Genomic DNA, 17,202 nt, shown 5'->3' with positions numbered 1-17,202 from the left:
CTATGGTGAAACGCGGAGATATTTATTTCGCTGATCTTTCGCCGGTGATCGGATCTGAACAAGGCGGCGTGCGGCCGGTCTTGGTGATTCAAAATGATCGCGGCAATCATTTTTCCCCCACAGTGATTATTGCAGCAATCACAGCCAAGATGGCAAAGCCTAAATTGCCAACCCATGTGGGAATCAAAGCTTCCGAGACCGGAATCTCCCGAGATTCCGTGATCTTGTTGGAACAGATCCGGACAATCGACAAAAGTCGCCTGAAAGAAAAGGTCTGCCATTTGGAAAGCAAAAAGATGGGTCAAGTGGATCGTGCCTTACGGATTAGTGTTGGGGTAGTAGATCTGGCCGAAACGGTGGGAGTCAGCTGAAAAAGCTAGTTACATACAATGATAAGAGTTCGATCTTTGTGAATCGTCTGTGAGGCGATCTGCTGATCGGGCTCTTTTTGGTTTTGCGAGTATGTTTTTCCGGATAAAGATCGCTAACATGCGCGCTTTGACTTTCTTAGAAAAAATAAGAGCTGAAAAACGCTATTCGCTGCGGCGCAAGGGCAGGTTGGACTTTTTTACGAGGGATCATTCTTAAAAAAACGGACTTTTTCTTGCGAGACGTCCTTTTGGCTGGTATTAAATCAAGTAAAAAATACCCTTGACGAAGTTTTCACAATTCGCTATTTTTAATTTGAGAACACCTGCTATTTGAAAAAATAGTTGCTAAAAAAATGGTGCAAGTCTGATGAGTTTTCTCGTAATTGTGTTAAAATCATATTAGTGATATTAAAAGGCGGTGAGAATATGCGGCATTTGCTGAGTAAAACTGTTTTACGACGTCTGACGCTGATTGAGGCATTGGCACGGTTGAACACTTGGGTACCAGTGGAACAACTGGTGCAATTGCTGAACTGTACGGATAAAACCCTGATGAAAGATGTTGAGACGATCAATGACGAATGGGAAGAGTACCTGCAGCTTGATTTTTCCAAGCGACGCGGGTTGTCGGTACGAGCTGGCTTGACCAATAAGATTAAAAATGTCTATCAAATCGTGTTACAGGAATCGAGTGAGTTTCAGTTTCTGGAGCGCATCTTTTTTGAGCCGGACAAAGACGCTGACTATTGGATCAATGAATTGTTTATCAGTGAAACCTCTTTTTATCGAATGGTCCGTCAAATCACCCGCTCTTTGAAGACTTACGGATTGAAATTGGAGCGCAAGCCCTTTTGTGTAACAGCAGAAGATGAACGCTGGGTGCGATTGTTTTATCAAAGCTATTTTGAAGAAGCGTATGGCGGGAGTCTTTGGCCGTTTACCATTTCAGAAAAGGACTTGTACTGCTATGTGATGCGCAGCTCGACAGACTTTGATGTGGTGCAAGATGACCGAGAGTTGATTCAGCATGCCTGTCTATTGATGATTACTTGTATCCGGGCCAACCAGGGCTTTATTTTGGATCGCAAAATCTATGACGAGCCCGATGATGTCATTGATCAAGTGATTCAGATGTCTGAAGCATACATGACTTCATTATTGAAGAAAACGGAATACGGACTGACGGATAGCTGGTATCGGGAGATTAGTCGCGGGGTGTTTTATGAGTTTTATAATTGGGACAACCCACAGCAAGAAGTCAGGATTCAAACGGCTGTCGATAAATTTTTGGATAAGTTGGTCAGTGGTGTCAACTATCGTTTGCCAGAAGAAGATCGCAAAAAGATCAGTCAGCGGATGATGCACTGGTATCTGTCTTATGCGATTTATCCCTATGATCGCGTGGTCTTACGAAATGAAAGCGAATCCTCGGCTCGTAATATTCGCCGATTGTATCCGATTTTCAGTAAACTGGTGGAAGTCAATCTTAAAGAAATCGAGAACGATTGCAATTTTCCATGGGCTCAAATCAGAGAAGATGATATTTTATGTCTATTGTTGAAGGATTGGTCCAGTCTACCGCAACAATTGGAAAGTCTCAGACGACAAGTCACTGTATTAATCATCAGTGACCGTGGCCTCAAGCACAGTCACATGCTTAGAGAAATCATCAAAGGCCAGATGCTGGATAAAGTTGTCGTGGATATTTTCAAGAGCTCGGTCTTATTTATCACCCCGACAGAATTGGAATGTTTTCATGATTATGATATAGTGGTGGCAAATAATCCGATACCCGATTATCAAGATGAAAATCTATTGTTGGTGGATAATTTCATGTCAGAAGGAGACTGGAATTTACTGCACCAACGGGTCATTCGTAAGCAAAAGCAAATTTCTGACGACTATATTCATGACTTGGATATTAACCGATTGAAAAGTGGCCGCGAAATCTATCCACAACGAAAAAAAGCTGCGAATTTTGCGACCTTTGTCATGGAAGAAGACCAGCCGACAGAAGGCTTTTTCGATATGTGAGTTGTTTGCGAATAAATGGGTAGCGACAGAAAAGAGGCAATATCATGACCAATGACCAATGGCAGTTGATTAAGGACAATTTTTCCGACCAGCGAGAATATATCGACGGCTACTATTATCGATTGCGGCACTTAGCAGACCAACAATACGAGTTGGCTTTGATCCATGGCGGCGTTTGTGGGGAAAATATTTATCATCCCCGCTTGAAACTGCGAGAAGACGACGGGATGTTAGTTCCAATCAGCCTGTTTGATAATTACAATCATCCGGTGACAAACTTGGAGTATCAGGATGCACCGGAAAAGTTGACGGACAGTATGCAAAACTTGATTCAACAGTTTCTGCAGGCCAAAGAACTGAGTTAATACCAAGCGATGCGGTGAGCTGAAAGGCACACCGCATTTTTTGCAGTGCTGACGAATTGACAACACGACGATTGCTAAGGGTGAATGGCGGATGGCATTTTTCAGAGCGGGTCTTCATTTTTTACCAAGAGATGTTGGAGCAAAACTGTAAGAGAAAGGATAAGACTAAATGTTGAAAATGATTGTATTTGATATGGATGGCTTGTTAGTGGATAGTGAGGCGCTTTATAAAGCCGGCTGGCTAAAAGTGGCTGCCGCTCATAATATACCGCTAACTGCGGCAGACTTGGCAGGTTGGAGCGGTCAAAGCTTACAGGTGACAACCGAAAAATTGATTGCGCTGATGGGATCAGCCCAAGTGGTGGAACAGCTGCGCAAAGAACGAGAAATTTTTATCAGCCAACAACTAGCAGCAGGCAAGGTTCAGCTAAAGCCTTATGGGAAAGAAGTTCTGACAGCTGCCCGCCAACAGGGATTGATTTTGGCGTTGGCGACGTCCACATTTAGAAAACGAGGGGAAGCCTTTTTACAGGCATTGGGGATAGCTGATTTTTTTGATTACGTGACCTTTGGAGATCAGGTGACACGGATGAAGCCAGATCCGGAAATCTATTTGACTTCGTTGGCAAAAGCGGGGCTGCGAGCTGAGGAAGCTATCGCAGCAGAAGATTCCATCGCGGGTGCCACTGCTGCTACCAAAGCCGGACTCCCAGTCGTCTTAGTGCCGGATCAGTCAGTCGACAGTCACTATACAGCTGCAGAAAAAGCTGACTTGAATATTTTACTAACAGGCACGAGTTTGAAGGTGCTGTTGGATTATTTGCAAAAAGATGCTGAAGGTAAGGAAGATTAGGCGGTGCGAGGTATCCTGGCAATCTTCACCAGAAATACTGCCAATCTCGTAGAAAGCGGCAGTGAAAGAAGCCGGCTGGTTTTTAGGAAAAACACCTGAATCTGCCTGCCTGTGATTGAAAGTACTTTGATCAATTTAGGCAGTCTTATCATTATCTTTTGAAGATTTTTCATGATAAATTTAAAGCAGAGATTAAGAAATTCGTTACTGGTCAGAAACGACTGTGAAAAGAGAACGCTTGCAAGCGTGACAGATTGTCATAAATGTCTAAAACCGCGAACCTTCACAGTTTCTTCCGTAGCCGGGAAACGTGTTTCATGCTAAAGTTTCTTAATGAAAAAAATGATGATGAAATTTGCGGGAACTGTTTACAGAGGAGACTCGCAACGACATATCGCTTAAAGGATGATCAGGATGCAGCATATTAAAAATGTTTTTCACTTATACAAATTGGACTGGAAGCGGATCTTTAAGAGCCCAATGGCGGCTTTTCTGATTGTGGCGCTGATGATTTTGCCGTCACTTTACGCTTGGTTTAATATCAAGGCGTTGTGGGATCCATACGGGAATACTGGAGAGTTGCCGATTGCCATTTATTCTGATGATGCTGGGGCTAAGTTCCAGGATACAAAGGTAGAGATTGGCGACCAGGTCCTAGACACACTCCATGACAACAAGCAGCTGGGATGGCGCTTTGTGGATTCAAAAAAGGAAGTGACAGAAGGGGTCAAGTCGGGTAAGTATTACGCGGGAATCTACTTACCAAAGGATTTTTCAGAAAATCTGCTGAGCTTTGCTTCTGGCACGATTAAAAAACCGAAAATCGAATATTACATCAATGAAAAAATCAATGCTATTGCTCCTAAAATCACTGACAAAGGGGCGAGTAGTCTGCAAGAGCAGATTTCGCAGAATTTCATCAAGACAGCTAGCGATACAGTTTTAAAAGTCATGAACGAGGTGGGCTATGACATTGATGCCAATCTGGTGAGTATCAACAAGGTCAAGACGCTGATCTTAGAGACAGATGAAAATGCCGATACTATCGAAAAATATGCCCAACAAATCGTGGAACTCAACGGCAAAATGCCGGAGATCAAGGAAAAGATTGCTAAAGCCGAGTCCTTCAGTGATTACTTGCCTCAAGTAGATGAAATGGGTAAAAAATTAGTGGCACTCAATGACCGAATGCCGGAGTTGGAAAAACAAGCCGCCGTGATTTTGACATTGCAGGAAAAGATTCCTGAGATTCAAAATGCCGGCAAGCAGTTGGCGCAAGTTGATGCGGATTTCGATACGATTGAAGAAACCATGAACAATGGGATTATCGAAGCCAAACAAGGTTTAGAAATCCTCAAGCAGGTTCAAGAAATTCTTCCGGATGTGAAGTCAATGGCAGCCAATGCCGATGACTTTGCCGGTCAGCTAAAAAATGCGGCGGGCAAATTGGAGGACACCTTGCCGACCGTTGCCCAAAACGCCAGCAGTATTTTGAGTGATCTGGTGTTGATTAACACTGAAGTCAGTGATCTGGCAAGTAAGATTGACACGGCTATCGCTGACAACCAGCTGACTCCTGAAGAAAAGACAGCTTTGTCTAATGTGCTGCAGGGAATGTCGGATCGCTTGAGTCAGCGGTTGAGCAACATCGATGCGCTGCAGCAATTTATTCAAGCCTTGCCCAACTATGCCAACAGTAGTTTGTTGCAAGATATCAACAACAAGCTGGAAAATGCCAAACCATTGATCAGTGGACTCAAAGAACGTGTTGATAATTTGAATACGGCCGTCAAGACCGGTTCTGTCGCAGATGTTCAACAAGCACTGGCAGCTGTTCAAGACGTCGCCAATAAATTGAACGGCATTTTAGGAACAATTGATGTCGACCAGATTGAGACAGAACTTGAGTCAGGACTGAGTAAAGTAATTGCAGTGATGACAGATGCCCAGAATGCAATCGGCAAAGCCCAACAGATTGACTTTGACAGTTTGTTGGCGGGAACTTCCAAGACGGTGGCTAATGCAATCACATTGCTGGAGAAATATCAGAAGGAACTACCGGCAATCAAGCAGGAAGTTCACGATGCTAACGAATTGTTGAATGGCCACATGAATGAAATTGTCGCCGGCATCAATGAAGGGGCAGACTTGTACAACAATGAACTGCCGCAACTGAAGGAAAAGCTCGCCTTAGCTGCTGATTTTGTGCAAAATGACTGGCCAACCATCGAAAAAGAAATCAAGAGTACCATGACGATGGTGGATGAAAAACTGCCAGAAGTGGAATCGGCATTAAAGATGGCCACCAATTTGATTGAAAACAATTGGCCAACATTAAAAGCGGGACTGCACAAAGCGGCTGAAGCCATCCGTAAAGGTGAAGAAAACGTCGATCTCGGGGAAATCATCAAGCTACTGAAATCTGACGCCAATGCGGAAAGCGACTTTTTGACTTCACCGGTGGAATTAGTTACTAACCAAATGTATCCTATCGCAAATAACGGCTCTGCCAGCACGCCTTTTTATACAGCGTTGTGTTTGTGGGTAGGTGCGCTGTTGCTTTCTAGTGTTGCGACTACGTCCTATCACTTGGAAGACGAAGACAAGAAAAAATTCAGCAAGCGAGAAACTTTTGTTGCACGGATGCTGACCTTCTTGACTGAAGGTGTCTTCCAAGCACTGGTGGTTGCATTAGGGAATATCTTCTTACTGAAAGTGGATGTGAAAGAGCCGGTTTATGCGGTGTTCTTTACGCTATTGGTAGGCTTGGCCTTTATGATGATCGTCTATGTGCTTTCGGCTCTCTTTGGCAATATCGGTAAAGGGATTGCCATCATCATTCTGGTGCTATCAATATCCGGCGGGGGTGGGAACTATCCGATTCAGGTCTCGGGCAAGTTCTTTCAAATGATCAACCCGCTACTGCCTTTCACTCATGCTGTGGATTTGTTGCGGGAAGCCGCCGGTGGAATCTACTGGCCAAATGCGATCCCGAATATTTGGATCATGGCGCTGCTTTTCGTAGGCTTTGGCGTAATTGGCGTGTTGGTTTATCCGAAGTTAGAAAAAATGACCAGTAAGCTGGATGGAATTTCAAAAGAAAGCCACTTCTTCCATTGATAAAATGGTAGGGGCTGTGACAATCCTTGAGTCACCGTCCTGTGAAGCGAACAACAATACCAAACGTGAGTACCCAAAAGCCAAGTCCCTTCCACTGTTTTTTAATGGAGGGGGCTTGGCTTTTCATTGTTAAAAATTTCAAACGCAGACTTTCCTTATATTATGGTGAACGGATTTTGACACAGAGAATGTCGCAACTGTTTTCTAACACAGACTGTCTTGTTTATACGATGAAACCTTCACTAGTTACCATTTAAAAATGCTTTTCGTCTAACGCCACTTTTTCTACAGGCGCTACTTCTTAGCTGCCAAAGCAAATCTGCTATACTGGTTTTAAGAAGATTTTTGGCGGAAACGTTGTGGGAGGTGTGCTGTGGAGACGTATGTTGCAAAGTTCAGAGGCGGGGGTACGAGCTGCCAAATTAGTGATAATAACGGTGAAATAGTCGCTATTTTCAAAAGAAAACCGGCGGCGTTGGTTTTAAATCGCGTGCTGCGAATCTTTGGTCGCCTGCCCAATACCAGCCGAATCACTTACTTGGACTCAAGGTTGGCTGGACAGCCCGCTACTTATCTGAAGCAGCAAGCTAGTGGCCCTTTCAGCCTTCAGCGCGGGACAACTGGCAGGGGACATCCGCCAGATTCCTGAGAGTCTCACTTTTCATTTGGAAGTCAGCTGGTTGCAGCGGCGCTTGACTGTTACTTGTGATCAAGACGCTGCGGAGTTTACTGTAAAAGAGGACAGAAAACAGGTGGCGAGCTTCGTTGTTCAATCTGGAAGCTGGGAGCCGGTATATGCGCTTTTTTGTTTTGAAGCAGAGCTGCTGCCGGCTATTTTGAGTATCTTGGTGGCTTGTCAGATGATTTTATACGGCTGAGGGTAACTTGCACCCCTTGTGTGATTGTTGGTGGCAAGTCTGACAGCTGGCAAGGGCAAGCCGTCTTTTTGCAGCGATTTTACATCATTGGTATGATAGGGGCAGCTGAGTAAACGAGCAGAAAATCGTTGACGAGCTGCTGAAGTTTTTAGCGAAAGGAAGAAAGAACATGACAACATCGGATATCCGTCTAATCATCAGTGATATCGACGGCACGATTTTAAATTCCCAACACCAGGTCTCAAAAAAATTGCAGGCGCTGATGCCATTGTTGCAAAAGCGAAAGATTCCCTTTGTCCTAACGTCGGCCCGCTCGCCGAAAGGAATGACTGCCATTGCCGATGAACTGACTCTCACGGCACCGCTAGCGGCTTATAACGGCGCCTATATTGTAGAGCAGACTAAAAAAGGCAGCTTCACCGAACTATTCAGCCGCCCTTTAGATTTTACCGAGGCCAATAAGGTAATTCAGCTGGCAGTTCATAGCTTTCCCGAGGTGGCGGTCAATATCTATTCAGCTGCCGAGTGGTTCGTCCCAACTATAAATAAATGGGTTCAACAAGAAGAAGCTATCACAGAAATGACGGCAAAAGAGGTCATTTTGCCAGATTTCTTGTCGAATCAACCGCCAATCCACAAGCTGCTGTTTATCGGCTCAGATGAAGACATCGCCGCATTGGACGCGGCTATCGGTCGCTTGGTTTTGATGGAATCTACCAAATATCGCTCTAAAAGCAATTACTTGGAATTCACTGATAAAACGGTGTCGAAGGAATTGGCATTGCGGGAGCTGGCAGATTATTATCAGGTGGCACCAAATGAAGTCATGGCTATTGGTGATCATGACAACGACCTCAGCATGATCGCGGCTGCCGGCTTTGGCGTCGCAATGGGCAATGCCAGTGAAGCTTGTAAGGAAAAGGCCAATCTGATTACAGTAGACAATGATCATGACGGAGCTGCGGAGGCAATTAGTGACGCATTACAGCTAGAGCTTTGATGCTTGCTGTTGTCTTAATGAAAGGGTAATCGATAGCCGTACTTTTTTGCGGCAATGAACAGTGTGAACTTTTCAGAGACATTGGCGAATAGTCAGAGTCAGCCGACTTTTTGGAGAAATAGAAATCACCGAGTGTACAGATTGTTACAGTTTGGTTGTGGCAATAAAAAATCATTGACTTTTAAGGTGGGTAAGCGTAGCATACTGTTTTGTTTGCAGAGATTTTTCAGAAAACAATTGATGCATAATTTGTTGAAATTGCGATCATCAGTATCGATAAATGAAATGCTGGTCGTTCGCACACATATTGGTGAAAAGGCAGAGGGATAAAAATTGAATTATTTAAAACGTTTGTTAGTGGGCCGTCCTTTGAAGTCGGCTGAAAATGATGAGCAGAAACTGAGCCGGTTTGCTGCATTGGCGCTGCTGTCTTCGGATGCGTTGTCTTCCATCGCATACGGGACCGAGCAGATCGTCGTGGTGCTGGTCACACTGTCGGCAGCTGCGATCTGGTATTCATTGCCAATCGCTGCGTTTGTCATCATTTTATTAGTGTCGTTGACGTTGTCTTATCGACAGATCATCCACGCCTATCCTCATGGGGGCGGGGCTTATGTCGTATCCAGTGAGAATCTCGGCAAGAATGCGGGCTTGATTGCCGGTGGGTCATTGTTGATTGATTATATGCTGACTGTCGCCGTTTCTGTATCGGCCGGCGCCGAGGCCATTACCTCAGCGATTCCGGCATTATTTGGCCATCAAGTGGCGATTAGTGTAGTGATTGTGCTTTTAATCATGATGATGAATCTACGAGGACTGCGGGAATCGGCGGGCTTTTTGATGGTTCCAGTTTACACGTTTGTTGCCGTCATCACGATTTTGATTGGTTACGGACTGTTTCAGATTGCCACCGGAGCGGCACCTTTTCATGCGACATCTGCGGTTGGGGCGGCGGTGCCGGGAATCAGTATCGCATTGATTCTGCGGGCGTTTTCTTCCGGTTCTTCTTCTTTGACCGGGGTGGAAGCTATCAGTAACGCTGTGCCGTTTTTCAAAAAGCCACGAGCTAAAAATGCCGCGTCGACATTGGCAATTATGGCAGCAATCTTAGGCTTCTTCTTTGTTGGAATTACCTTTTTGAACTATTGGTACGGAATTGTGCCGCAAACTGAAGTTACCGTTTTGTCTCAAATCGGGAAAGCCGTTTTCGGCCATGGCGTTATGTTTTATGTATTGCAATTTGCTACGGCTTTGATTTTGGCTGTGGCTGCCAACACAGGTTTCTCTGCCTTTCCAGTTTTGGCTTACAATCTGGCCAAAGATAAATTTATGCCCCATATGTATCAAGACCGCGGCGATCGCTTAGGCTACTCAAATGGGATCATCACTTTGGCTGCAGGTTCCATTATCCTGCTGTTCATTTTCCAAGGATCAACGGAACGTTTGATCCCACTGTATTCCATTGGCGTGTTTATTCCTTTTGCTTTGTCACAAACCGGGATGGTCATCCATTGGCGTAAGCGGGGCAAAGGCTGGTTGACAAAATCTATTGCCAATATTGTGGGAGCAGTTATCTCTTATGCCATCATCGCAATCTTGTTTGCTTTTCGTCTGGCAGATATCTGGCCTTTTTTCATCATCATGCCAGTCCTTTTGTACGTTTTTTATCAGATTCACAAGCATTACCAAAACGTAGCCGAACAACTGCGCTTAGAAGACGAAGTTGCTTTGCATACCTATGACGGCAACACTGTTATCGTCTTGGTGGGTAATGTCACGCGGGTAAATGTCGGTGCATTGAATTACGCGCAATCAATTGGTGATTATGTGGTAGCCATGCACGTCTCTACGGATGAGGATGTCGATAAAGAAAAAGAAATCGAAGCAGAATTTAAAGCGAATTTCCCCGATGTGCGCTTCTCGGTGGTTCATTCCAGTTACCGTTCGATTGAAAATCCCATCATTCGTTATGTAGATTTAGTGAGCAAAAATGCGCGGAAGCATAACTATACGACGACGGTAATCATTCCTCAGTTCGTGCCGAAGCATCGTTGGCAGAACATCCTTCACAACCAGACCAGTCTGCGTTTGCGGATGCGCTTGTCTTGGCGGGAAAAGATTGTTGTTGGGACCTACAGCTATCATCTGAAAAAATAGCACTTGTAAGGCGCTCTATCTGCGGAAACAATGTAAAAAAACGCTCGTCGATAACGGCTAAAAGCTGTTGTCGACGAGCGTTTTTGCTATACCTTAGTCTGAAGTTTTAGTGGCTGGATCTAGCTTGCGTTCAATGATTCCCAGTCCCCAGTCAGTGATGATAGCCATCAATGCAGTAGGTAACGCCCCTGCTAAAATGATGGAAGCACCGTCTGTGGCGTTGGTTCCGCGGATGATGATATCCCCGAGACCACCGGCACCGACAAAGGCTCCGATAGCGGTGATTCCGATGGCGACCACCAGTGCATTACGAATACCGGCCATAATGACCGAAACAGAAAGCGGCAGCTCAATCATGTACAGTCGCTGCCAAGCGGTCATGCCCATTCCTTTGCCGACATCAAGAATATTTTTGTCGACTTGATTCATGCCGGTGTAGGTGTTTTTGATGATTGGTAAAAGAGAATACAAGAACACCGTTACGATAACGACATTTACCCCTAACCCTAATCCAATCATCAAAATCGAAATCATTGCCAATGAAGGCACTGTCTGAATGATATTTGCCAGACGAATGACCCAGTCAGCGATTTTGTGGTGACGGCTGATCCAGATCCCTAAAGGAATCGCCACAATGGCCGCAAACAGCACTCCATAGATGGAAATTAGAAAATGTCGCAGGAACTGGCTGAAGACATAGCTGCCGTTTTCCTTGAAATAATAGAAGAACTGTTCGACCAAGTTCATATTTTGCAAGTCCATGTCCTCACTTCCCTTCCTCGAAATAGTTGTGTTTCGCCAAAAACTCTTGTGCTACCACTGTGGGTTCCACCAAGTTGTTGTCGGCTTCATAATTGAGTTTTTGCATCTCTTCAGTATCAATGGTTCCGGCTAATTTGGCGATGGCTTCTTTAACTTTGGGATCTTCTTTGGCTAGTTTGTCATCGATGATCGCCGCAGCATCGTAAGGCGGGAAGAAGTGCTTGTCGTCTTCCAGCATCACTAAATCATAACTGGCAATGCGGCCATCGGTGGAATAGCCCAATACGATATCCATTTTACCAGCAGAGACGGCGTCATAGACTAAGCCAATCTGCATCGGTAAGATTTTTTCAAAAGCAAAACCATATTCTTTTTTGAATCCGTCGTAACCGTCACCTTCTCTGGTAATCCAAGCAGTATCCACACCGGCTGTCAGTTCGCCAGCATGTTTTTGCAGGTCGCTAACGGTTTTTAAGCCATATTTTTCAGCTGTATCTTTACGAACCAGAAAAACATAGGTGTTGTCAAAGCCGTAAGAAGCCATGTAGGTCTGTTTGAAGCGGCTCTTGAATTCCTTTTTGACAATATCAAAGGCTTGCTTGGGATCTTTGACAGGATCCATGCCCAAAGTGGTGGTCAAGTCAGTACCGGTGTAGCGGGCGGCTGAAACTTGGGCGTCACCGTTCATCATCGCTTGATGGTTGATGGTGGTGGTCGCCAAGTTGTTGATGACTGTCGTATCTTTGTCTGTGTAATGTTCAATCATACCCGCCACCAGTGCCGCCAAAATCTGGGACTCTGAGGTGATGCCGCCGGTGATGGCTACGGTGTTGTCTGAAGAAGCACTGGCTAATCCCGGCAGTGAACAGCCGGCCAATGTCAAAAGTGAGACCAGTGTCAGCAATGCGGTATGGAATTTTCGTCTCATCATTTATTCAGCCTCCCTTACTGCTCGCGGGGTCAATTTGTTTTCCAGTTTGCCTAAAAGAAAATCAGCCAATAGTGCCAAGATCGTTACCGGAATGGTCCCGGCGAAAATCAACGGTGGCTGGTAGTTGTTCAAACCAGAGAAAATCAAATCTCCCAGGCCGCCAGCGCCAATATAAGAAGCCAATGTTGCCCAGGCGATGACGTAGACAGCCGCCAACCGAATCCCCGCCATGATTGTAGGCATCGCCAGTGGGAGTTCCACCATCCGAATAGATTCAAAATTCGTCATGCCCATTCCTTTGGCAACATCGCGATAGTTGGGATCTACGCCTTTCATACCGATAAAAGTGTTGCGCAAAATGGGTAAAAGCGAATAGATAAACAGGGCGATGACTGCCGGCAATTTCCCGACGCCGAAAAAGGGAATCATCAGTGCCAGCAATGCTAGTGACGGGACAGTTTGCAAAGCACTAGTAATAGAAATCACGATGCTGGCAGCTTTGGGTGTGCGGGTCAAAAGAATGCCTAACGGAACTGCAATCACAATGCCAAGTAATAGTGCAATTGCAGAGATATAGATGTGCTCAATTGATTTTGACAGAATCTGACTGCCGTATTCATTGAAAAAGTTCGTCATGAAACTCACGCCTCCTCTTTCGCAGATTCCACAGCCTCGCTAATGGTAGCTTCATCGCCCCAGAGTACGTCATATACGATGTCTACCAGGGATGCTCGAGTCAGAATACCAACGACTCGATTGCGATCATCTACCACAGGAACGTATTTTAGTCCGCGCTTTAAAATCCGCTGTAAGACATTGCGCAGTTGGGTTTTCTGATTAACATAAAAGACATTGGGATTCAAAATGTCGCCAACACTGGATGCTTTGCCGCGCATTTTATCCATTGTTTCCACGTCGATAAAACCTTTAAGAACATCATTGTCGTCAGTGACCAACAAGGTATCTACCCGTTTTTCCCGCATCAGTTTGATAGCATCTCGCAATGATTTGCCTGGGGTGATGGTGACCGCTTTATTCAACATAACTTCTCCCACGGTTGTGGTGTCAGGTTTAGCCTGCAACAGCCGTTCTTCCCCAATCAATTCTTCGACAAATTCATTGGCAGGATGATGGAGAATATTTTCTGGTGTATCAAATTGAATCACTTTGCCTTTGCTCATGATTACAATGCGGTTGGCCAGCTTTAAGGCTTCATCCATGTCATGAGTGACAAATACGATGGTCTTGCCCAAACGTTCTTGCAGATCTTTCACTAAATCTTGCAGTGAGTCACGAGTGATGGGATCCAAGGCTCCAAAAGGTTCGTCCATCAAAATGATGTCTTGATCTGCTGCCAAAGCTCGAACAACGCCAATCCGTTGCTGCTGTCCGCCAGAAAGTTCACTAGGATAACGATCTAACATTTCTCGGGGCAACTCCACGAGGTCAATCATCTTTTCCGCTGTTTCATTGCGGGTTTCTTCGTCGACTTTCAATAAACGCTGAACCAATGTGATATTTTCTCGGATGGTCATATGAGGAATCAGGCCGATATTTTGGATCACGTAACCAATTTTGCGGCGCAACTCAACCGGATTAAACTCCTGAATATCCTTGTCGTTGATTAAGATTTTGCCCTTTGTTGGTTCATTCATCCGGTTAATCATACGCATACAGGTAGTTTTTCCGGAGCCAGATGTTCCGATAAAGCAAATAAACTCCCCTTTATCAAAGGAAAGATTGACGTCTTCCACGGCAGTTTTGCCGCCTTTGTAGATTTTTGTGACGTGTTGAAATTCAATCATACTTTTTCACCCTCTATTTTCATTTTTTTCCTCGCAAAGCTACCGTCGTGATTTTCGACGGATAATGTACAGTTATGGACCGCCATTCTCGTTTTCACGTGGACCAGCAGGATGCAGGCGAGAATGTCGGTTCAAGTCAGGTTTCTTCCATAAAATGACAGCGGATTGTCTAAATTACGGCCGCTGTTTCTGCGAAGGGTCTCCCTTAAGTCTGGCAAAGTTCTGCAAAAAATTCAAACATCTTGATTTTATGTGAAAATGGCTTCTCATGAAAACTGGAAAAATTGTGCTTGCTATAACGGGATGGTTGATTTTTTCACAAACTTAAAAGTGAGACAAGACGAAGCTTGCGGGAAACTCGCCAACTAGACCGAGGAGGAAAGATAACAAGGGGTGCACATTAAAAAAAACTGAGAAGAACCTTTGATAAGGATTCTTCTCAGCTTGGAATGCTGATAAAAAATGAGGAAGTAACACCTTTTTAGCTTTAGTAGATAAAAATTTGACGCTTAAGACAGGCCACGAACTACAACAGCGGACAATGCCCATTGTCGTGATTTGTACAGGCAATCATCCCTCCTGTGGGTAGAGGTTTGCTTCGATTTCAGCCCGTTGATCTGCTAAAAACGGTGGCAAAGCAAAACTTTCACCCAATGATTCCAAAGGTTCATCAATAGTAAAACCTGGCGCCATTGTGGCAAATTCCATCCGATTGCCGCCAGGTTCTCGGATATACAGACTCTTGAAATAACCGCGGGAGATCATTTTCTCGATATTCCAACCTTGCGCTTTCGCTTTTTGGTGGAGGGCAGTCAGTGCCTCATCGTCGGAGACCGCAAAAGCGATATGATCGGCAGAGCCGCGACCCATGTGCATTTCTTCTGCAGTATCAGTCGGGAGGATATCCACAAAGTCGGTTTCGTTGAAATGAATGCGTCCTTGATCATCTGTCTGCCAGTCTAAAAGTTTTTCAAAAAATGCTGCTGTAGCTTGTGGATCTTTTACGTGGATTTCCGACGAATTCAAACCGAGGATCTGGTACCTACCGGGAATATCGTTTTTCGCCCAACGCGCTTGCGGCAAAGGACCATCAGAGACTTCTGTCAGAATCACTGTCACGTCATCAGGATCATTGAAGCGAATCTGTTTATCTGTGAGCTCCAGTTGTACGCCAACTTCTTGTAATCGGTCTTTCCAGAAGGTGAAACTGCCGGCAGGAATTTTTAATCCAATCGTAGCAATAAAGTGATCGTTGTCATAACGATGACCTAAATGAGGCACGACAAAAAAAGTCACTACAGTTCCGGGACTGCCGGTGTAATCCCCGTAATAATAGTGGAGCATACGATGATTTTCCTGGTTAACGGTATTTTTAACAAAGCGCAAGCCCAATGTTTTTGTATAAAAGGCGGCATTTTGCTGGCCGTCTTTTGTCAGCAATGAGATATGGTGAAAAGGTGTCATCATGAGAAGTCCTCCAATTGGTCAAATTTACTTACTAATGATAAGTATAAAGAGTTTCCACAGATTGTGCCAGAAAACTGCTTGCAGTCGAAACCCACGGCAAAACATGCTAAAATAGCCAAGACGAATCGTGGGGAAATGAGCACTTTTTTAGTTTCCCAATGAAAATAGAAGAAAAGAGTGAACTACATGAAGTTAACCACTGAAGATTTTGATTTTGAATTGCCAGAAGAGCTGATTGCCCAGACACCATTGAAAGATCGTTCGGCTTCCCGGTTGTTGGTGCTAGATCACAAGACTGGAAAAATTGAAGACCAGCACTTCCATGATATCATCCATCAGCTGAATCCCGGCGATGCGCTGGTCATGAATGACACCCGGGTGCTGCCAGCGCGTTTGTACGGCGAAAAACCGGAGACTGGCGGCCATCTAGAAGTGCTTTTGCTGAACAATATTGAAGGAGACACTTGGGAGACCTTGATCAAACCGGCAAAACGCGCAAAAGTCGGTACTGAAATCAGCTTTGGCGATGGCCGTTTGACAGCGGTAGTCAAAGAAGAACTGGAGCATGGTGGCCGGATTATTGATTTTCACTATGAAGGCATTTTCTTGGAAACTTTAGAATCTTTGGGAGAAATGCCGCTACCACCATACATCAAAGAACGCTTGGAAGATCCCGAACGCTATCAAACGGTTTACGCGAAAGAAAATGGTTCAGCTGCAGCTCCGACTGCAGGCCTCCACTTTACCAAAGAGCTGTTGGATGAGATTGCAGCAAAAGGTGTGAAGCTGGTCTATTTGACACTTCATGTGGGGTTAGGAACTTTTCGCCCAGTGAGTGTCGAGAATATTGCTGAACACCACATGCACAGTGAATTTTACCGCTTGACTCAAGAGGCAGCCGATCAGTTGAATGCGGTCAAAGCTGCTGGGGGTCGAATTGTTGCAGTGGGTACGACCTCGATTCGTACATTGGAGACCATCGGCACGAAATTCGCGGGGGAAATCAAAGCCGATAGCGGTTGGACGGATATTTTTATCACGCCAGGTTATCAGTTTAAAGTGGTGGATGCCTTTTCGACCAACTTCCATTTGCCAAAATCGACATTGGTGATGCTAGTCAGTGCCTTTGCCGGTCGGGAACAAGTCTTGGCAGCTTATCACCATGCAGTAAAAGAGAAGTACCGCTTCTTTTCTTTCGGTGATGCCATGTTCGTCAAGTGATTGCCAGACAATGTAAAAAAGATCAGAAAGAGCTACTGTAGTGAGTAGGCCCTTTCTGATCTTTTTCATAAGCATTATCGTTTTGAGACCAAAAAGTACGGCTTTTAGGACAAAAAGAGACCGGGCTCTCGAGGGCCCGGCCTTTATTTGATGGAAGGATTTGTCGGAAAGAGTTAGTTTGCAATTTATACATGCAAAGTAATAAATCTCTTGTCATAAACAAAAAACTTTGTTTTCA

Annotated in this window: 14 protein-coding genes; 9 read left to right on the top strand and 5 right to left on the bottom strand. The window is 44.9% G+C overall.

Features of this window, described 5'->3' with window-relative positions:
• Positions 1–2: 2 nt before the first annotated feature.
• From ACOMA8_RS01560 to ACOMA8_RS01525, 8 genes are all read left to right on the top strand, one after another.
• Positions 3–371 carry a type II toxin-antitoxin system PemK/MazF family toxin gene (locus tag ACOMA8_RS01560; protein WP_161898489.1) on the top strand — a complete coding sequence of 123 codons (369 nt, stop codon included), beginning with the start codon at positions 3–5 and terminating at the stop codon, positions 369–371.
• A gap of 426 nt (positions 372–797) precedes the next feature.
• The gene (locus ACOMA8_RS01555; RefSeq protein ID WP_161898488.1) at positions 798–2,405 is read left to right on the top strand and encodes an AcpB/EbpR/MafR family transcriptional regulator; all 1,608 of its coding nucleotides are present in this window, start codon (positions 798–800) and stop codon (positions 2,403–2,405) included.
• A gap of 44 nt (positions 2,406–2,449) precedes the next feature.
• Positions 2,450–2,770 (top strand): hypothetical protein, encoded by a 321-nt coding sequence (locus tag ACOMA8_RS01550; protein ID WP_161898487.1) that lies wholly within the window; start codon positions 2,450–2,452, stop codon positions 2,768–2,770.
• Positions 2,771–2,939: 169 nt separating this feature from the next.
• Complete coding sequence (locus tag ACOMA8_RS01545) at positions 2,940–3,623, top strand: HAD family hydrolase (protein WP_421367842.1); 684 nt, start codon at positions 2,940–2,942, stop codon at positions 3,621–3,623.
• 414 nt (positions 3,624–4,037) lie between these two features.
• Entirely contained in the window at positions 4,038–6,743 is a 2,706-nt protein-coding gene (locus ACOMA8_RS01540) for a YhgE/Pip family protein (RefSeq protein WP_421367839.1), read from the top strand.
• A gap of 590 nt (positions 6,744–7,333) precedes the next feature.
• A complete protein-coding gene (locus tag ACOMA8_RS01535; RefSeq protein ID WP_421367836.1) occupies positions 7,334–7,621 on the top strand; it encodes a hypothetical protein in 288 nt (95 codons plus the stop codon).
• A gap of 169 nt (positions 7,622–7,790) precedes the next feature.
• Entirely contained in the window at positions 7,791–8,621 is an 831-nt protein-coding gene (locus ACOMA8_RS01530) for a Cof-type HAD-IIB family hydrolase (protein WP_421367833.1), read from the top strand.
• A 333-nt stretch (positions 8,622–8,954) separates the two neighbouring features.
• Positions 8,955–10,778 carry an APC family permease gene (locus tag ACOMA8_RS01525; RefSeq protein ID WP_421367830.1) on the top strand — a complete coding sequence of 608 codons (1,824 nt, stop codon included), beginning with the start codon at positions 8,955–8,957 and terminating at the stop codon, positions 10,776–10,778.
• Positions 10,779–10,871: 93 nt separating this feature from the next.
• Here the strand turns inward: ACOMA8_RS01525 and ACOMA8_RS01520 are convergent, their stop codons facing one another.
• From ACOMA8_RS01520 to ACOMA8_RS01500, 5 genes are all read right to left on the bottom strand, one after another.
• Positions 10,872–11,540 (bottom strand): ABC transporter permease, encoded by a 669-nt coding sequence (locus ACOMA8_RS01520; RefSeq protein WP_161898481.1) that lies wholly within the window; start codon positions 11,538–11,540, stop codon positions 10,872–10,874.
• A gap of 4 nt (positions 11,541–11,544) precedes the next feature.
• Positions 11,545–12,471 carry an osmoprotectant ABC transporter substrate-binding protein gene (locus ACOMA8_RS01515; RefSeq protein WP_161898480.1) on the bottom strand — a complete coding sequence of 309 codons (927 nt, stop codon included), beginning with the start codon at positions 12,469–12,471 and terminating at the stop codon, positions 11,545–11,547.
• Positions 12,472–13,107: an ABC transporter permease gene (locus ACOMA8_RS01510; RefSeq protein ID WP_161898479.1), complete on the bottom strand. Its 636-nt coding sequence runs from the start codon at positions 13,105–13,107 to the stop codon at positions 12,472–12,474.
• A gap of 5 nt (positions 13,108–13,112) precedes the next feature.
• A complete protein-coding gene (locus tag ACOMA8_RS01505; RefSeq protein ID WP_161898478.1) occupies positions 13,113–14,276 on the bottom strand; it encodes a betaine/proline/choline family ABC transporter ATP-binding protein in 1,164 nt (387 codons plus the stop codon).
• A gap of 570 nt (positions 14,277–14,846) precedes the next feature.
• On the bottom strand, positions 14,847–15,743 hold the full coding sequence (locus tag ACOMA8_RS01500; protein ID WP_421367825.1) for a VOC family protein: 897 nt from the start codon (positions 15,741–15,743) through the stop codon (positions 14,847–14,849).
• 186 nt (positions 15,744–15,929) lie between these two features.
• Here ACOMA8_RS01500 and queA point away from each other — a divergent pair, with 186 nt between their 5' ends.
• Positions 15,930–16,964: a tRNA preQ1(34) S-adenosylmethionine ribosyltransferase-isomerase QueA gene (gene queA / locus ACOMA8_RS01495; RefSeq protein WP_161898477.1), complete on the top strand. Its 1,035-nt coding sequence runs from the start codon at positions 15,930–15,932 to the stop codon at positions 16,962–16,964.
• Positions 16,965–17,202: the final 238 nt, after the last annotated feature.

This window comes from Enterococcus infantis (assembly GCF_049166715.1).
Taxonomy (GTDB): Bacteria; Bacillota; Bacilli; order Lactobacillales; family Enterococcaceae; genus Enterococcus_C; species Enterococcus_C leclercqii.
The sequence above is the reverse complement of the archived record's forward strand: the minus strand, read 5'-3'. Positions and strand labels throughout refer to the sequence as shown.